Origin of the sequence: Fulvimarina fulva, from assembly GCF_039652615.1 — a bacterium.
Taxonomy (GTDB): domain Bacteria; phylum Pseudomonadota; class Alphaproteobacteria; order Rhizobiales; family Rhizobiaceae; genus Fulvimarina.
In genome coordinates, this window is the sequence record NZ_JBDJAC010000001.1 from 204,182 (window position 1) to 220,777 (window position 16,596).

General features: G+C 61.3%; 18 protein-coding genes and 1 tRNA gene. 16 read left to right on the forward strand and 3 right to left on the reverse strand.

Annotated features, from left to right (window positions below; all coding sequences use genetic code 11):
• The first annotated feature begins 198 nt into the window (after positions 1-198).
• The 7 genes from glyA (at position 199) to ABDX79_RS00910 (ending at position 6,131) form a co-directional block, all read left to right on the forward strand.
• Positions 199-1,509 carry a serine hydroxymethyltransferase gene (gene glyA, locus ABDX79_RS00880; protein ID WP_346218373.1) on the forward strand — a complete coding sequence of 437 codons (1,311 nt, stop codon included), beginning with the start codon at positions 199-201 and terminating at the stop codon, positions 1,507-1,509.
• A gap of 123 nt (positions 1,510-1,632) precedes the next feature.
• Complete coding sequence (nrdR, locus tag ABDX79_RS00885; RefSeq protein ID WP_346218872.1) at positions 1,633-2,106, forward strand: transcriptional regulator NrdR; 474 nt, start codon at positions 1,633-1,635, stop codon at positions 2,104-2,106.
• Positions 2,087-3,244 (forward strand): bifunctional diaminohydroxyphosphoribosylaminopyrimidine deaminase/5-amino-6-(5-phosphoribosylamino)uracil reductase RibD, encoded by a 1,158-nt coding sequence (gene ribD, locus ABDX79_RS00890; RefSeq protein ID WP_346218374.1) that lies wholly within the window; start codon positions 2,087-2,089, stop codon positions 3,242-3,244. Before nrdR ends, ribD begins: the two co-directional genes overlap by 20 nt.
• 1 nt (position 3,245) lies before the next feature.
• On the forward strand, positions 3,246-3,854 hold the full coding sequence (locus ABDX79_RS00895) for a riboflavin synthase (RefSeq protein ID WP_346218375.1): 609 nt from the start codon (positions 3,246-3,248) through the stop codon (positions 3,852-3,854).
• A gap of 99 nt (positions 3,855-3,953) precedes the next feature.
• Positions 3,954-4,403 carry a 6,7-dimethyl-8-ribityllumazine synthase gene (locus ABDX79_RS00900; RefSeq protein ID WP_346218376.1) on the forward strand — a complete coding sequence of 150 codons (450 nt, stop codon included), beginning with the start codon at positions 3,954-3,956 and terminating at the stop codon, positions 4,401-4,403.
• 4 nt (positions 4,404-4,407) lie between these two features.
• Positions 4,408-4,899, forward strand: a complete 492-nt coding sequence (gene nusB, locus ABDX79_RS00905) for a transcription antitermination factor NusB (RefSeq protein ID WP_346218377.1) — start codon at positions 4,408-4,410, stop codon at positions 4,897-4,899.
• On the forward strand, positions 4,896-6,131 hold the full coding sequence (locus ABDX79_RS00910; protein WP_346218378.1) for an MFS transporter: 1,236 nt from the start codon (positions 4,896-4,898) through the stop codon (positions 6,129-6,131). Before nusB ends, ABDX79_RS00910 begins: the two co-directional genes overlap by 4 nt.
• A 161-nt stretch (positions 6,132-6,292) precedes the next feature.
• Here the strand turns inward: ABDX79_RS00910 and ABDX79_RS00915 are convergent, their stop codons facing one another.
• Positions 6,293-6,718 (reverse strand): outer membrane protein assembly factor BamE, encoded by a 426-nt coding sequence (locus ABDX79_RS00915; RefSeq protein ID WP_346218873.1) that lies wholly within the window; start codon positions 6,716-6,718, stop codon positions 6,293-6,295.
• Positions 6,719-6,948: 230 nt separating this feature from the next.
• On the opposite strand from ABDX79_RS00915, the gene ABDX79_RS00920 reads away from it, so the two are divergent.
• From ABDX79_RS00920 to ABDX79_RS00950, 7 genes are all read left to right on the forward strand, one after another.
• A complete protein-coding gene (locus ABDX79_RS00920; protein WP_346218379.1) occupies positions 6,949-7,482 on the forward strand; it encodes a ubiquinol-cytochrome C chaperone family protein in 534 nt (177 codons plus the stop codon).
• Positions 7,479-8,045: a YceD family protein gene (locus tag ABDX79_RS00925; RefSeq protein WP_346218380.1), complete on the forward strand. Its 567-nt coding sequence runs from the start codon at positions 7,479-7,481 to the stop codon at positions 8,043-8,045. Before ABDX79_RS00920 ends, ABDX79_RS00925 begins: the two co-directional genes overlap by 4 nt.
• Before the next feature lie 93 nt (positions 8,046-8,138).
• A complete protein-coding gene (gene plsX / locus ABDX79_RS00930) occupies positions 8,139-9,212 on the forward strand; it encodes a phosphate acyltransferase PlsX (RefSeq protein ID WP_346218381.1) in 1,074 nt (357 codons plus the stop codon).
• Positions 9,209-10,183, forward strand: a complete 975-nt coding sequence (locus ABDX79_RS00935; protein WP_346218382.1) for a beta-ketoacyl-ACP synthase III — start codon at positions 9,209-9,211, stop codon at positions 10,181-10,183. The genes plsX and ABDX79_RS00935 overlap by 4 nt, the downstream gene beginning before the upstream one ends.
• A 107-nt stretch (positions 10,184-10,290) precedes the next feature.
• A complete protein-coding gene (locus ABDX79_RS00940) occupies positions 10,291-10,653 on the forward strand; it encodes an integration host factor subunit alpha (protein ID WP_346218383.1) in 363 nt (120 codons plus the stop codon).
• A gap of 24 nt (positions 10,654-10,677) precedes the next feature.
• Positions 10,678-11,271 carry a MerR family transcriptional regulator gene (locus ABDX79_RS00945; protein WP_346218384.1) on the forward strand — a complete coding sequence of 198 codons (594 nt, stop codon included), beginning with the start codon at positions 10,678-10,680 and terminating at the stop codon, positions 11,269-11,271.
• Positions 11,272-11,375: 104 nt separating this feature from the next.
• Positions 11,376-11,459: transfer RNA gene (locus tag ABDX79_RS00950), tRNA-Leu, on the forward strand.
• Between the two features lie 31 nt (positions 11,460-11,490).
• Here the strand turns inward: ABDX79_RS00950 and ABDX79_RS00955 are convergent.
• Positions 11,491-12,243 carry a pyridoxine 5'-phosphate synthase gene (locus ABDX79_RS00955; RefSeq protein WP_346218385.1) on the reverse strand — a complete coding sequence of 251 codons (753 nt, stop codon included), beginning with the start codon at positions 12,241-12,243 and terminating at the stop codon, positions 11,491-11,493.
• A 136-nt stretch (positions 12,244-12,379) separates the two neighbouring features.
• Between ABDX79_RS00955 and ABDX79_RS00960 the strand changes: the two genes are divergently transcribed.
• Together ABDX79_RS00960 and ABDX79_RS00965 are read left to right on the forward strand one after the other, a co-directional pair.
• The gene (locus ABDX79_RS00960; protein WP_346218386.1) at positions 12,380-15,067 is read left to right on the forward strand and encodes a GumC domain-containing protein; all 2,688 of its coding nucleotides are present in this window, start codon (positions 12,380-12,382) and stop codon (positions 15,065-15,067) included.
• A 136-nt stretch (positions 15,068-15,203) separates the two neighbouring features.
• Positions 15,204-15,617, forward strand: a complete 414-nt coding sequence (locus tag ABDX79_RS00965) for a gamma-glutamylcyclotransferase family protein (RefSeq protein ID WP_346218387.1) — start codon at positions 15,204-15,206, stop codon at positions 15,615-15,617.
• A gap of 361 nt (positions 15,618-15,978) precedes the next feature.
• Here ABDX79_RS00965 and ABDX79_RS00970 read toward each other — a convergent pair whose 3' ends face one another.
• The gene (locus ABDX79_RS00970; protein WP_346218388.1) at positions 15,979-16,326 is read right to left on the reverse strand and encodes a hypothetical protein; all 348 of its coding nucleotides are present in this window, start codon (positions 16,324-16,326) and stop codon (positions 15,979-15,981) included.
• Positions 16,327-16,596: the final 270 nt, after the last annotated feature.

The following is a 16,596-nucleotide window of genomic DNA, read 5'->3' on the forward strand; positions in this document are numbered from 1 at the left end:
CAGCTTCACGCTATAGATCAGGCGCCCATGGCTACAGAAGAAAGACGAGGCCGGACCGTGCGACTGGCGAATTCTTCTTATCCAACTGGGTAGCGGTCCTCCATTGGACCTTCCGAGCCGTCGTGTTACGAAACCACTGAATTCGCGCGCCTTCGCTGCGGTCGCGCCAGACTTACCGAGAAAATGGGAGAGACAGTCATGAGTGAGGCGGTCCAGAGCCAGTCCAATGTCCACGAGGCCTTCTTCAACACGCCTCTCCGCGAGCGCGATTCGGAGGTCATGGATGCGATCAACAAGGAACTCGGTCGGCAGAGCCACGAGATCGAACTGATCGCATCGGAAAATATCACGTCGCGCGCTGTGATCGATGCACAGGGCTCGGTGCTGACCAACAAGTATGCCGAGGGTTATCCCGGCCGTCGTTATTATGGCGGCTGCCAGTATGTCGACATCGTCGAAGAACTCGCCATCGAGCGTGTGAAGAAGCTGTTCGGCGTCGAATATGCGAATGTTCAGCCGAACTCGGGCAGCCAGGCCAATCAGTCGGTCTTTCTCGCACTCATCAAACCGGGCGACACCATCCTCGGCATGAGCCTCGATGCCGGCGGTCACCTGACGCATGGTGCCAAGCCCAATATGTCGGGCAAATGGTTCAACGCGGTCCAGTACGGCCTCGACCTCGAAACCGGCCTCATCGATTACGATGCGATGGAAGCGCTCGCCAAGGAGCACCAGCCCAAGCTCATCATCGGCGGCGGTTCGGCCTATTCCCGTCAGGTCGACTTCAAGCGCATGCGCGAGATCGCCGACATGGTCGGCGCCTATTTCATGGTGGACATGGCCCACTTCGCGGGTCTCGTCGCGGCCGGCGTTCATCCTTCTCCCTTCCCGCACGCCCATGTCGCGACCTCGACCACGCACAAGACCCTGCGCGGTCCGCGCGGTGGCATTGTCATCACGAACGACGAAGACATCGCCAAGAAGATCAATTCGGCCGTTTTCCCTGGCCTTCAGGGCGGACCCCTGATGCACGTCATCGCCGGCAAGGCCGTGGCTTTCGGTGAAGCGTTGACGGAGGACTTCAAGTCCTACCAGCGCTCGGTCTGCGAAAACGCAAAGGTGCTGGCGGAAACGCTCCGCGCTGGTGGCTGCGACATCGTCTCCGGCGGAACCGACACGCATCTGATGCTGGTCGACCTGCGTCCGATGGAGCTGACCGGCAAGGCGTCCGAGCAGTCGCTCGGCCGTGCAAACATCACCTGCAACAAGAACGGCGTTCCGAACGACCCGCAGAAGCCGGCGATCACCTCCGGAATCCGCCTTGGCACGCCGGCCGCGACGACCCGTGGTTTCGGCACGGCGGAATTCCGCGAGGTCGGCAACCTGATCGTCGAGGTTCTGGATGGCCTGCGCAAGTCGAACTCGGAAGAGAACGACGTCGTCGAACAGGCCGTGAAGGAAAAGGTCATCGCCTTGACCGACCGCTTCCCGATCTATCAGGGTTTCTGATCGATCCATCGATCTGCCTTGCCCGCTTGCGGGCAGGGCATGATCTGACGCATGACGGACTCGCCGACCGGATTTCCCTCTGGTTGGCGAGTTTTTTTGTTGTCGAGTTGGGCGGTCGAAGCCATGCGGTGTCCCTATTGCGGATCGCAAGACAGTCAGGTCCGGGATTCGCGTCCGGCCGAGGATGGCGCAGCCGTGCGCCGACGCAGGGTCTGCCCTGATTGCGGCGGTCGGTTCACCACCTTCGAGCGGGTTCAGCTGCGCGAACTCTACGTTCTGAAGAAATCCGGAAAACGGGTGCCGTTCGATCGCGACAAGCTCGCCCGGTCCGTGGAAGTCGCGTTGCGCAAGCGGCCCGTGGAGCACGATCGCGTCGAGCGGCTCGTCTCCGGTATCGTTCGCCGTCTTGAACAATCGGGCGATCAGGATGTCACCTCCGATGCGATCGGTGAAATGGTGATGGGGGCTTTGAAGGAACTCGACGACGTCGCCTTCGTTCGCTTCGCTTCGGTCTATCGTGATTTCCACGAGGCCAAGGATTTCGGCGATCTCGTCGAGGAGTTGAAAGCCAAGGAGGATGGCGGTGGTGCAGGCTGATCCGGCACATCTTGCAGCCGATCGGTTCGTGACAAAAGAGACCGACGAGCGGTTCATGGCTGCGGCGATCCGTCTGGGCTTCCGCCATGCGGGCCTGACCGGGACCAATCCGTCCGTCGCAACCTTGATCGTGCGCGACGATGGAAACGGCCCGCGTATCGTCGGGCGTGGTATCACGGCGCGCGGTGGCCGGCCTCACGCGGAGGCGCAGGCGTTGCGTGAAGCGGGCGAACTCGCGCGCGGCGCGACGGCTTACGTCACGCTCGAACCCTGCGCCCATCATGGCCGCACGCCGCCCTGCGCCGAAGCGCTGGTCGCCTCCGGGGTGGCGCGGGTCGTCTCGGCGGCAGCCGATCCCGACCCACGTGTCGACGGCAAGGGGCATGCGATCCTGCTTGCGGGCGGCCTTTCCGTTACGCCGCGCGTGATGGCTGCCGACGCTGCTTCCGACCTTTCCGCCTATCTCACGCGCCATGCGAGCAACCGCCCGCAAGTCACGTTGAAGATGGCTCTTTCGCCCGATGGCATGATCGGTCGAAAGGGCCATGGTCAGGTTTTTATCACGGGGCCGGTGGCCAATCGTCAGACCCATCTCGAACGCGCCCGCCATGATGCGATCCTTGTCGGCATGGGCACGGTCCGCGAGGATGATCCGGGTCTCGATTGCCGGCTTCCGGGCCTCGAAGCCCGCTCGCCGCGCCGGATCGTTCTCGACCCGGACCTGACCATTCACCCGGAAAGGGCGCTCGTTCAGAGCGCGCGAAGGACGCCGCTCACTATCGTGGCGCGGGGCGATACCGATCCATCGAAACGGGAGGCCTTGATGGCGGCGGGTGCCGATTTCGTGGCCTGCGACCTCGTTCCCGGAACCGGACGTGTCGCTTTGCCCGAACTGATGGAGGATCTCGGCGCGACCGGCATCCAGAGCATCCTCGTCGAGGGGGGCGCGACCGTGGGGGAGAGCTTCCTCGATGCCGATCTCGTCGACCGGCTCATTCTCGTCGAGGGCGAGACCGTGGTGGGCGAGGGCGGTATCGAGGCGCCCATCGATGTTGCGGCCGGAAAGCGGCGTTTCAGATTGACCGAGCGCCTGCGTCTGGGCGGCGATCACTGGTTCGAATTCGAAAGGCGGGTTTGAGATGTTCACGGGAATAGTCACCGATGTCGGCCGCATTCTTTCGGTTGAAAAACTCGACAAAGGCCGGCGTTTTCGTGTCGATACCGCCTATGATCCGAAGGGGATCGATCTTGGTGCGTCGATTGCCTGTTCCGGCATTTGCCTGACGGTGACCGGTCTGCCTGAGGCTGGCGACACGGCGCATTGGTTCGAGGTGGAGGCGTGGGAGGAAGCGCTCCGGCTGACCACCGTCGGAACCTGGGGCGAGGGGACCCGGATCAATCTGGAGCGCTCGCTGAGGATCGGCGACGAACTCGGCGGCCATCTCGTCTCGGGCCATGTGGATGGCATGGCCAATATCGTCGCGATCGAGGAAGAAGGCGAGGCCGTCCGGTTCCGGCTGAAGGCGGGCGAGGGCGAAAAGCGCTTCATCGCGCAAAAGGGGTCGGTCTGCCTGGACGGCACTTCGCTCACCGTGAATTCCGTCGAGGATGACGTGTTCGATGTTCTTCTCATTCGCCATTCTTTGGACGTGACGACATGGAACGAGAGGCGGGTCGGCGACAGGGTCAATCTCGAAGTCGACCAGATCGCGCGCTATGCGGCACGGCTGTTCGGATCCCCGCGATAGGAGCCCGCCGGCGAAGCGCGAAGACTTTGCGAATTCGGCTGTTGCTTGCGGCAAGCGGCAGGCGTATCCCCGCGCCATGAACATTCGGAGACATTACGCATGAGCGCCAATCTTCATGTCCTCATCGTCGAGGCACGGTTTTACGACGAGATCGCGGACAAGCTTCTGGCGGGCGCAAAGGCCGAACTCGATTCCGCCGAGGTCACCTACGACGTCGTGACCGTGCCCGGCGCCCTCGAAGCCCCGGCCGCGATTTCCTATGCCCTGTCGGGCGCCGACGAAGACGGCACCGATTACGACGGATTCGTCGTGCTGGGCTGTGTCATCCGCGGTGAAACCTACCACTTCGAAGTCGTTTCGAACCAGTCTGCTCAAGGTCTCATGAAGCTATCGATCGAAGAGACGATTGCGATCGGCAACGGCATCCTCACGGTCGAAAACGAAGAGCAGGCGCTTGAGCGCGCGGACCCCGCCAAGAAGGACAAAGGCGGTGCGGCAGCCCGCACGGTCCTTGAAATGATCACGCTCAGGGACCGGCTTGGGGCCTGATCCGATGGACGAGACGAAACAACGAAGCTTTCGGCCTGCCAACAAGCGCGGCGTCGCGCGTCTCGCGGCGGTGCAAGCCCTTTACCAGATGGATATCGGCGGAACGCCGCTCGTGGAGGCGGTCGCCGAGTACGAGACCTATCGGATGGGCCACGACATCGATGGCGAGACCTATCGGGTCGCCGATGCGGCCTGGTTTCGCGACATCGTCTCGGGCGTCGTGCGCAAGCAAAAGGTCATCGATCCGGTGATCCATGCCCATCTACCGCCCGGCTGGCCTCTGTCGCGGCTCGACTCGACGTTGCGCGCCATTCTGCGCGCCGGGGTCTTCGAGATCGAGACCCGCACCGATGTGCCGGTCGCGGTGATCGTGTCCGAATATGTGGATGTCGCCAAGGCTTTCTACGAGGACGAAGAGCCGAAACTCGTCAACGCGCTGCTCGACCGCGTGGCTCGTGAGAAACGCTCGGACACGCGCCCTTCGGCACGAAAGTGACCGTGCTTGCCCCTGAGCCGGCCGGAACGCGTTCGGCCCGGCTGAATGCGCTCGTTCTTGCCTGCGCACAGGCTGTCTGCGGCGCGGCTGCCCCCATCGCGATTTCGACGGGCGGCCTTGCCGGCACTTGGCTCCTAGCCGACGATAAATCCCTCGCAACGCTTCCCGTGACCGCCTACAATGTCGGCGTTGCGCTTGGGGCCTTGCCCGCTGCGGCCCTGATGCGGGCTGTCGGCCGGCGTTACGGGTTTGTATCCGGCGCCCTCATCCTGGTGCTCGGCGCTTTGATCGGCGCCGCGTCTCTGTCCCAGCAGAGTTTCTGGATCTTCGCCCTGGCGCTTCTGGTTCTCGGCACGAGTGGCTCTTTCGTCCAGCAATATCGCTTCGCGGCAACGGACAGCGCGCCTGCGGCCTATCAATCGACCGCGATCTCGATCGTTCTCGTCGGCGGTATCGGTGCGGCTGTCATCGGGCCGCAGACCGTGCGCTATACCTCGTCGCTCTTTCTTCCGGTCGAGTTCGCGGGCTCCTTTCTGGCTCTTGCGGTTCTCGGCCTCCTGGGCGCCGTCATCCTGACGCGGCTGAGAATCGCAGTGCCGGCGAAGACGCCCAAGGATACGACGGCGGCGCCACCCGACACCGGTCGTCCGCTCTTTCAGATCGTCACGCAGAGGCGGTTCATGGTGGCACTGGTCTGCGGCGTCGGCACGTTTTCCCTGATGAGCTTCGTCATGACCGGAGCCCCGCTTGCGATCGTCGGCTGCGGTCTCAGCCAGGATGTCTCGGTCCTGGGGATTCAGTGGCATGTGCTTGCCATGTTCGGACCGAGCCTCGTCACCGGTCGGCTGATCCGGCGCTTCGGCGTCGAACTGGTCATCGGCTGTGGGCTTACGCTGATCGCGGTGAGCGCCGGTGTGTTCCTCTCAGGTCTGGAGATCTGGAACTTCTGGCTGGGCCTAGCGCTGCTCGGGCTTGGCTGGAACTTCGGGTTTATCGGCGCAACGGCCATGGTCGCGAGTGTCTACAGACCTGAAGAACGGGCCAAGACCCAGGGATTTCACGACTTCGTTCTCTTCACGCTCGTTGCCATCGCATCCTTCATGTCCGGCAAGACCTATGTCGGTTCGGGTTGGGACACCATGAACTGGATCGTCCTGCCGGTGGTGGCCGTTTGCCTGTTGGTGCTTTCCCTCGAAACCGGCTCATGGATCGCGCGGCGAAGGTCCGCCTGACGAGAACGGTCGTCGAGTGTGCGTTGATCGTGTCTGGAAACTGCAACCAGTAAGGCCTTCGAGCGGAATGCGATGGATCATGGTCGCGTTTCCGCTTCAGAAAATCGGCGGACCCGGATTGACCCACTGGATCAATCCAAATTGTCCGCTGATATCGGGCTTTACCCGCGTCCCAGCGGATTTCCGCCGCTGACAGTATCGCCGAGGATCTGGCCGAGGAAGCTGGCATCCCTGCCGCCCGTAGGTGTCGTGCGCGAGATGAAGTCGAACACACGGCCGTCCTGCAGCCCGTAATTCGCAATCCGCTCCACGCGATCTTCGCCGTTGAAGTAGACGGCGAGAACCCGCTGATTGGTCACGGTCGGCTGAAGGAAGGCGACCGGACGCTCCCGGCGCTGGGAGATATAATAATAGGTCTGCGATTCGTTGAAGGTCGCCGTGGTCGAGGGCGAGCCGAGCGCCAGCTCAACCTGTTCGCGGCTCGAACCAACCGGAACCAGCTGCAGCATCTGCTCGTCGATGACATAGCCGGCGCTGAGCACTTCACCCGTCTGGCATCCACTGAACGCGGCCAGTACGCCCGACATCAGCACGGCTGACACTACATGACGTGTCGCGATTTTCAGGCCCACGAGCAAGTTCTCCCGTTCCGTGTTGATCGCGCAAAAGATTGCAGTCGCGCGTGTGATCCTGCCGGATCGAGCCGGCTGGCTTCCTCGCTTACGTCCGTAAAACAGACATCGCCGCGTTGCAATCGCTCAAGGGCTATGGCACCGCCATAGGCAGCAACGGGCATAAGAAAGAAGCGTTCGAACCCATGTTCGCCAACTGGCGCCGGCAGAGACGGCGCAACCGGGAAATCGTCGAGGACCTATACGGTGCGCTGATCGCACGGGCGCGCAGGCCGTATCTGTTCGAGAATTGCGGTATCGAGGATACCGTGATGGGACGCTTCGAGGCGGTGACGCTCGAAATCTATCTTTTCATGCGGCGGTGTCGTGGCGATGCCGAGCTCGCGCCGATCGTTCAGGACATCGTCGACCGGTTCGTGGTCGATATGGACGACTCGCTTCGCCAGATCGGGATCGGAGACCAGTCGGTTCCAAAGCGGATGCGCAAGCTGACGGGCCAGTTCTACGAGCGGGTCAATGCCTATGACCGGGCTCTCGACGACGCGGCACCGAAGGAAGCGCTCGCCGAGGTCCTCCGCGGGCGCGTTCTTTCCAAGGATGTGGACGAGGCGGTCGCCGCAAGACTTGCGGGTGAGGCAATGGCGGAACTTGCCGCTCTATCGGATAGTCCCGCAAGCGATCTTCTGTCCGGACAACTCGACAAGTCAGGGACGCCATGACCACAGGAACCGATCTCCACAAAACCCTCAGGATCGCCGTCGGGCGTGTGTCCCAGTCGGGCCTGCCGATCGATTTCGATGCAGGACCTGCGGACCTTCAGCGTATCGCGTCCGATCTCGGCTTGACGGCCATGGCGCAATTCAAGGGTTCCCTTGTCGCCATGCCCTGGCAAAAGGCAGGCGTTCAGGTGACGGGTATCTTGAAGGTGGCCGCCGTGCAGGAGAGTGTCGTGACGCTCGAGCCCATAGAAACGGACTACGTCATCGACTTCGACATGATCTTCGTTCCGGAACATTCCCGGCTGGCTCCAAGAAAGGCCGATTTCGAGGACGAGATCTTCGTCGATCCCGAAGGCGAAGAGCCGCCGGAACCGTTTTCGGGCGATCACATCGATCTCGCCCCTTATGTCGAGGAGCACCTCGTTCTGGCGATCGATCCCTATCCGAGGCGGCCGAACGAGACCTTCGAGACGATTGATACCGATCCTGAGCCTGAGGCCGGAAAGGTCTCGCCGTTCGCCGATCTGGCGGCGTTGAGAAAGCAACAGGGCGACAAGAACTAGGGTGCGTCTTGTTGCGAAGGGTTGCGAGAAGGATAGATTCCGGTGCGAATGCCCGCGGCCGAGGCGGCAGCGATTTGAAAAGGCGAGTTTGAAGTGAACGACGACAATACGACGACCATTGCGATCGATGCGATGGGCGGCGACTTTGGTCCCGAAGTGACGCTTCCTGGCGCCGCCTTGGCGCTCGAACGGCGGCCTGATACGCGTTTCATCCTCTATGGCGACCAAGCCCGGATCGAAGAGATCCTGAAGTCCCACGATGCACTGGCGCGGGCTTCGATCGTTCGCCATTGCGAGATGGCGATCGCGATGGATGCAAAACCATCGCAGGCCTTGCGGCAGGGCCGGCATAAATCCTCCATGTGGCGCGCGATCGAGGCGGTGAAGACGAACGACGCCATGGTTGCGGTCTCCGCCGGCAATACCGGCGCGCTGATGGCGATGGCGAAGTTCTGCCTGCGCACCATGGCGGAGATCGAGCGTCCAGCGATCGCCGCGATCTGGCCGACCCTGCGCGGGGAAAGCATCGTGCTCGACGTCGGTGCGACGATCGGGGCGGACGCACAGCAGCTGATCGATTTTTCCATGATGGGCGGCGCCATGGCGCGGGCCCTGTTCGGGCTCGAAAAGCCGACCGTCGGTCTCCTCAATATAGGCGTCGAGGAGGTCAAGGGCCAGGACGAGGTTCGCGAGGCCGGGCGTCTTCTCAAGGAGTCCAATCTCGAGCGGATCGACTATCACGGTTTCGTCGAGGGCGACGATCTCGGCAAGGGCACGGTGGACGTGGTCGTGACCGAGGGCTTCACCGGCAACGTCGCACTGAAGACGGCGGAAGGAACGGCCAAGCAGATCGCTGGCTATCTGCGCGAGGCGATGTCGCGGACCGTGCTCGCCAAGCTCGGCTATGTCCTTGCCAAGGGTGCCTTCGACCAGCTTCGCGACAAGATGGACCCGCGCAAGGTCAATGGCGGAGTGTTTCTCGGCCTCAATGGCATTGTCATCAAAAGCCATGGCGGCACCGACGCGGAGGGATTTGCAGCCGCTCTCGATCTTGCTCACGCCATGGCCCGCTACGACCTCATGAACAAGATCGCTGCCGATCTCCAGAGTTTCCATGCGCGTATGAGCGACGCGCCGCCAAAAGAAGACGAGAGCGCAGGCCAATGAACGGAACAATTCGATCGGTCGTCCGAGGCACGGGATCGGTTTTGCCCGAGCGGGTGATGACGAATCGCGACTTTGACGGCGTTGTCGAAACTTCGGATGAATGGATCAAGCAGCGGACCGGCATTGCCGAACGGCATATCGCGTCCGAAAACGAGACGACCGTATCTCTGGGCGAGGAGGCGGCGCGCCGTGCGCTCGATGCGGCGGGGCTCCAGCCGGGCGATATCGATCTCATCGTGCTTGCGACCGCGACCCCCAACAATACGTTTCCCGCTTCCTCCGTCGAAATCCAGAACCGGCTCGGCATTCACCATGGTTTCGCCTTCGACGTTCACGCGGTCTGCTCAGGCTTCGTCTATGCTCTGACGACCGCCGATCTCTATCTGCGTGGCGGCCTTGCGAAACGTGCGCTCGTCATCGGCGCGGAAACGTTCTCTCGCATCCTCGACTGGAGCGACCGCACGACCTGCGTCCTCTTCGGCGATGGAGCCGGCGCGCTGGTTCTGGAAGCTGAGGAAAGCTCAGACGATGAGCGCGGCGTTCTGGTGTCCAAGTTGCGCTCGGACGGCGCGCACAAGGACAAGCTTTACGTCGACGGTGGCCCCTCAACGACGGGTACCGTCGGTCATCTGCGCATGGAGGGGCGTGAAGTCTTCCGCCACGCGGTTGGCATGATAACTGACGTTATCGAAGATTCGTTCTCCGATGCAGGGCTTTCGGCCGACGATATCGACTGGTTCGTCCCCCACCAGGCCAATCGACGGATCATCGACGCATCCGCCAAGAAGCTTGGAATTTCGCCTGAAAAGGTTGTTATAACCGTCGAAAAACACGGCAATACCTCGGCCGCCTCCATACCGCTCGCCCTTGATCTCGCGGCGCGGGATGGCCGCATCCAGCAGGGGCAGCTCGTTCTTCTGGAGGCAATGGGCGGCGGATTTACTTGGGGCGCTTGTCTTATTCGGTGGTAGTCGGCTAAGCTATCACATAACGGTGAATAGCCGGCTGAGTCTCGCGATGCGACGGCGTTCGAGATTTTAGTGCCGGAGCTCCTGAAATGATGTCCGGAGGGGAGCCCATGAGCGGTAAGACTTTGACGAGAGCCGACCTTTCCGAAGCGGTGTTTCGCAAGATAGGCCTGTCGAGAACCGAGTCGGCCTCGCTGGTCGAGATGGTTCTGGAAGAGGTTTGCGATACGATCGCAAATGGCGAACCGGTCAAGATTTCCTCTTTCGGCTCCTTTCTTGTTCGCGACAAGAACGAGCGCGTTGGCCGCAACCCCAAGACCGGCGAAGAAGTGCCCATCTCGCCGCGCAAGGTCACTGTGTTCAAGCCTTCGAATGTTCTGAAGGAGCGAATCCTGGAGGCGCATTCTCGGAAAGAGGGAATCGCCGACAACGACGATGCCTTCGATACGACCGATGTGCGCGCTGCTGAATAACGACTTCGAAAGCGAGGGCTGATCATGGACGAGAAGTCGTCGGAGGCCTTCAAGTCGATCGGCGAGGTTGCGAGTGAGCTTGCGATCCCGCAGCATGTGCTCCGTTTTTGGGAAACCCGATTTCCGCAGGTTCGCCCGCTCAAGCGCGGCGGCGGTCGCCGCTATTATCGGCCCGAAGACGTCGCACTCCTGCATGGTATTCGCTTTCTCCTCTACGCCAAGGGGTTCACCATCAAAGGCGTCCAGCGCCTGTTGAGAGAGCAAGGCGTTCGGTTCGTGGCAGCGACGGCCTCTGGCGACCTGAGATCCGAGCCGCAGCCCGTCGAGGACAAGGGCTCCGAAACGCCTGACACGGTTCCGCAGTCCGCATCCCTGTACGAGCTGCCCGACGATTTCGGACTGACTACGCCGCCAATGGCGGATCAGGGGGCTGAAGAACCTCGAGCCCATAGCGCGGATCATGAGCGGCGATCCGGTTTCGGAGGCTTTTTACGTCGCCGCATCGAGACAAGCGGCGAGGCAGGGGCGGCGGGCCTCAGCAAGGAGCAGGCCGACAAGCTCCAGGACGTCATTTTTGAGCTTCTTGAATGCAAGAGATTGCTCGATCAGGTTCGCTGACGTCCAAACGTCGAATGACCTCGGTCGCGAATGCAGCGCTTGCCAAGGTCTTCTACGTTTGCTTTTGAGGAACCTGTCGGCGGAGCAACGCGCCGGACGGTCAAGCGGGCGTGATGGAATGGTAGACATACGGGACTTAAAATCCCGAGGCGCAAGCCGTGCGGGTTCGAGTCCCGCCGCCCGTACCACTGTCCGATATCGACCCGCCCACCTGATCTGTCACTCGGCGACATCCTGACCGCATGCGGTTCTGAACCGCCTGACGGTCTCGGCCATTCCGTATTCCAGGGCGTCGGCCGTCAAGCCGTGACCGATGGAAACTTCTGCGAGCGCAGGAATGCGCCTTACCAGCGGTGGCAGGTTTTCAACGGTCAGATCATGCCCCGCATTGACGCCGAGCCCGAGGGATATTGCCCGATCGGCAGTGGCGCCGAGCTTTGCCATCTCCGAGTTCGCTGCATAGGCATCGTCGAACGTCGCGCCATAGGGCCCGGTATAAAGTTCGATGCGGTCGCAACCCGTCTCGGCCGCAGCTTCCATCTGGTCAGGATCGGCGTCGGAAAAGATCGAGACGCGGGCGCCTTTCGCTTTCAGCTGCTCGACGATCGGCTTCAGCCATTCCTTTTCCGCCTTGAAGTCGAAACCGTGATCCGATGTCGGCTGGCTCGGATCGTCCGGAACGAGGGTCACCTGTTCAGGCAGAATGCCCCCGACGAGCTTCAGAAAATCGTCAGAAGGATAGCCCTCTATATTAAATTCAGCCTCAGGAAATTCCTCGTCGATCAGGCTTCGGATCTCCGGAAGATCGGAGAAGCGGATATGGCGCTGGTCCGGTCTCGGATGAACGGTCAACCCATGGGCTCCTGCCTGAAGTGCTATGCGGCCGAGTGCCGTGACGCTCGGCCAGGGCAAGTCCCGGCGGTTTCGGAGCATGGCGACCGCGTTGACATTGACGGAAAGTTGAGTTGGCATCGTGGCTCCGGAATATCCTGATTTCAGGGTGAAAGGTGGCATGGTCAGACGAATTTGAAAGAGCGACCGTTGACTTGATCGGTCAAGGTCGCAACTCTGTCGTTCATAGCGCTAGGATACGGAGGAGAGGGGTCCTATGGGCGGATCAAAGTTTATCCCAATCGTGGTTGCCGCCTTGGTGGGCCTTTTCGTGGGCTGGCTGATGGGGCCGGATGTGGATGCGGTGGAAGGTCGGGTCGCCGATGTCCAATCCTCCGTTGAGAACAGCGTCTCATCCCTCTCCAGTGAAATAGCTGCGAAACAGGATGCCGTTGCGAAGCAGCAGGAGTCGATCGCCCAGCAGGTTGGCGCGATACAGACTCAGGTGTCCTCGATGAGCGAGCAGTTGTCCGCTCAATCGAATCAAGCAGCTGAGGCCGCGAGCAAGGCCGTGTCCGGCTTGCAGAGCAGCATTCAGGAGCCGGTCACCAAGCTACAGCAGCAGATGGAGCAGCTCAGCAGCTCGCTTCAGGAGCAGACGTCATCCATCACCAGTAAGGTAAGCAGCGAGATCGACAGCCTTGAGCAGAAGGTGGCGGCGATCAGCGAGGCGCAGACCTCGATGTCCGATGAGATGAAAAAGGCCCAGTCGGCGGCCGATCAGCGCGCTGCCGAACAACAGAAGGCCATGCAGGATATGCAGGCCGCAAGTTCGCAGAATTCGGCCCAGTCAAACGAAAGTCAGGATGGTGCCGCGGCGCTTCTGAAAAAGATCGGTTCAGGCGGTGCCGTTCTTCTTGCGCAGCAGGGCGCGATTTTCGGTGGCACCGAAGTTACGCTTTCCAGCGTCGATGGCGACAATGGCTCGGCAACCTTTACGGTGGATGGCAAAGAGCAGCAGGTCGAATCCGGCAAAAGTGTCGAGCTGTCGCAAGATTGTTCTCTGAGCCTTGCAGGTGTGGCCGCAGGTGCCGCCTTTGTCAGCGCAGAAGGCTGTGAGCAGCCCGCTCAATCCGCATCGCAGTCGCAGTCGAACGGGCAAGGCTCAGAGAGTGGGCAGTCGAGCGATGGCGGACAGGATATCGCTGGCTTGCTCCAGCAGATTGGTCCGTCTGGTGCGGTGCTTCTTTCGGGGCAGGGCGCGATTTTCGGTGGCACGGACGTCGCCTTGTCGAGTGTCGAAGATGGAAGCGCGACGTTTTCCGTTGGCGGTGAGGACAAGCAGGTCTCAAGTGGCGATAGCGTCGACCTCTCCGACAATTGTTCGCTCCAGCTTGCGGGTGTCGCTGCAGGCGCTGCGTTCGTAACGGCGGACGGATGCGCTGCATCAGAGAATAACAATCAGTCCGGCGACGCATCTGCGAGCGCAGGTTCCGGGTCCAGCTCTGCGGACCCTGCCTCTCTGGCAGGAGAGATCGGTGCGACTGGCGCGATTTTGCTTCCTGAACAGGCAGCGATATTCGGTCAGACTCAGCTCAATCTCGTCTCGATCGACGAAGAGAACGGATCGGCCAAAGTCGCCCTTGGTGGTGGTGACGAGCAACGGGATGTTGCAGCCGGTGACAGCATCGATCTCGGCGATGGCTGCTCGGTGACGCTTGCGGGTGTCGCGGGAGGAGCAGCCTATTTCTCCAGCGCCGAATGCGGCAACGCAAACGGCGGTTCGGCTGAAAAGGCCAATGCTTCGGACGGCGCGCAGTCTTCTGATCAATCGTCGGCAGACTCGCAAGAACAGTCAACGAATTCAGGTCAGGCACCCGCTGGCGGAGAGCAGTCTGGCGAGCAGAGCAATCAGCAGTCCTCTGACGAACAGTCCGGCCAGTCCGGTCAGTCTGGCGAAACGCAGCAGTCCAATAGTGGCACAGCTGAGAGCGCCGAAGGCCAGTCGGCTGCACAGAGTGAAGGCTCTTCCGACCAGAGCGCCGGCTCGGACAAGAGCCTGACCGTGGGCCAGACCGCGCGGTTCGGCGACACGCGCGTTTTCGTATCGTCCATCGCTGATGGTGCCGCGACGCTGGCAGTCGTCGGGGGAGCCCGTGAGACCGTGAATGCGGGGCAATCTTTCGACGCGGGCGAAAATTGCTCCATCACGCTCGACAGTGTCGAAGGGCGTTCCATCAAACTATCGGCCGAAGGATGCCAGGCCTCGGGTGGCGAAGGCCAGTCTGCGAGCCAGGCAGGCAGTCAGAACGCTGAGCAGGCTTTGCAATCTTCCAGTCAGAGCCAGTCGACGAACGGCTCCAGCACGAGCGGCAATCAAGCTGCTGCCGCCGCTGAGGGCCAGTCTTCGAACAACGAGGACGGATGTGCCGTCAAGCTGGACAGCGCCGAAGGCGCTGAAGTCAGTTTGTCCGAAGAGGCTTGTGCCTCGGCAAAGGACGCGCAGTCTGAAAACGGCTCCAGCCAGGAGAATGGTAGTCAGGCAGCTCAGTCGTCCAGCGATGGCCAGAGCGGTAGCGATGCGGCAGCTGGTTCTGGCAACAGCCAAGCGCAGGAATCGATTGGCAACCAGTCCGAACAGCAGTCACAGGACAGCTCGAACAGCCAGGCTTCCGGTTCCGACACGGGCTCAAACGGGCAGGATGCCGCTTCGGGCGGTGAGCAGGCTAACTCTGAAGCTTCCTCTGGCGGAAGCGACGGCTTGAGGATCGGTCAGGCTGCCAAGTTCGGCGACAAGAGCGTCTTCATCTCGTCGGTTTCAGATGATGGTGCAACGCTGGCCGTGCTCAATGGTGCGCGCGAAGCGGTGAAGACCGGCAGCTCGTTCGACCTTGGAGACGGCTGCACCGTGACCGTGGATGGTGTGAAAGATCGGACCGTGACGCTGTCTTCCAGCGGATGCTGATCTTTTCCTTTTGACGAAGGACATGATTAAGGAGCGCGAGCCAACCGGTTCGCGCTCTTTCGATTTGTAGCCTGCATGAAGGATGACGCGTCTGCGAAATGCCCGACCGTTACCCTGACATCTAAACAGCAAGAGTATGACTGACTATATCGCGTTTTACGGGTCGCTCATGGAGCGTGCGAACGATTCAACCGCACCGTCTCGCGCCGGTTTGTCCAAATTCGTCGGCCCCTGCCGGATGGCTGGAACGCTTCGCGATCATGGTGCTTATCCAGGCTTCTTCCTCCCCGACGATAAGCTCCGGGCCTCGGCAGATCGTGGTGTCGTCGAGGGCGAATTGCACCAGCTTGTCGGGATTCAGGCCTTCACGATCTTCGATGGCTACGAGGATTACTTCCCCGATAACGAGGCGGGTTCCCTTTATATCCGACGCAAGATCCGGCTCATCGAACCGGACGTCGAGGCCTGGGTCTACATCTCGCAGCTGTCATCTGAAGATCCTATCGTGCCTGGCGGAGACTGGCCTTCTTACCGAAGAGCGCGCCTCTAACCGTCATTGCGGCCTCGACCGCAGCCCCGTCCGAGATTCCAGATCCGTATTGCCAGCATAGTGGCGCGGTCCGCGCCGGATACCCGCTCTGAGTTTCTCTTCCAACGGCAGGCTCTGCTACCTGCGTCTCGGTAAGGTGCGCCTTGAATGAGCTGCCAGATGAACCTGTTGCGGAAACAGCAAAGCCCCCGGCGTGGGAGTGCGCCGAGGGCCTTGAGAACAACAATTGCGGACTTTCGGGATCGTGCCGCCGAACGAATGAACTGACCCTCCGGGCCAGTTCTGACTCGGCTGGTGGCTCAAGTGCCGCTCGGCCTGCCGACGGACCTTCGAAAGCGGTGCTTTCAAACGTCCACCGGTCTTACTCGGTCATCAGCGAGGCGCGGAGATCGGGCTTCGATACGATTGAGAGTGTATCGCCGGAGCGCTTGATCGTGATGAACTCTGCTTCGCCATTCGCTTTGCCCGGCACTTCGACGGTCATCGACTGGCCGTTCTGCAGGGTGGCACGCGTGCGGATCGGACGTTGGCTGTCCTCGGCGGAAAGTGTCGTGACGACTTCGAATTCGCCTGCGGTTTCCGTGTAGTAGACCGATCCGTTAACGCCGGCGAGTGACACGGCGCGTCCCTCATTCGCGGCGATATCGTCTGCCAGAACGGGCGTGGAGAGCACGAGGGTTGCAGCAGCTGCTAGAAGAGCGGTTCTCATGATTGGGTGTCCTCATCACGTGAGGAGCGGGTGCAGCGTCGATACCCCGACTGGGACCGAAAATTACTGGCCGCCCCGCTCAACACCCAAGCTAGCCATTGATGCTGCACTGCACAATACGCTTGACCTGCCCTATCGGCATGCCTCGGTCTCGCCAGATGCATAACTCGCCATATTGGGTAGCGACGGCCTCGACCATTCGGGTGAATAGCCATGGCTATTCGGTGTTTGCCGGGCGTTCGAGCGGGAATTCAGGTCCATGACGGAGAA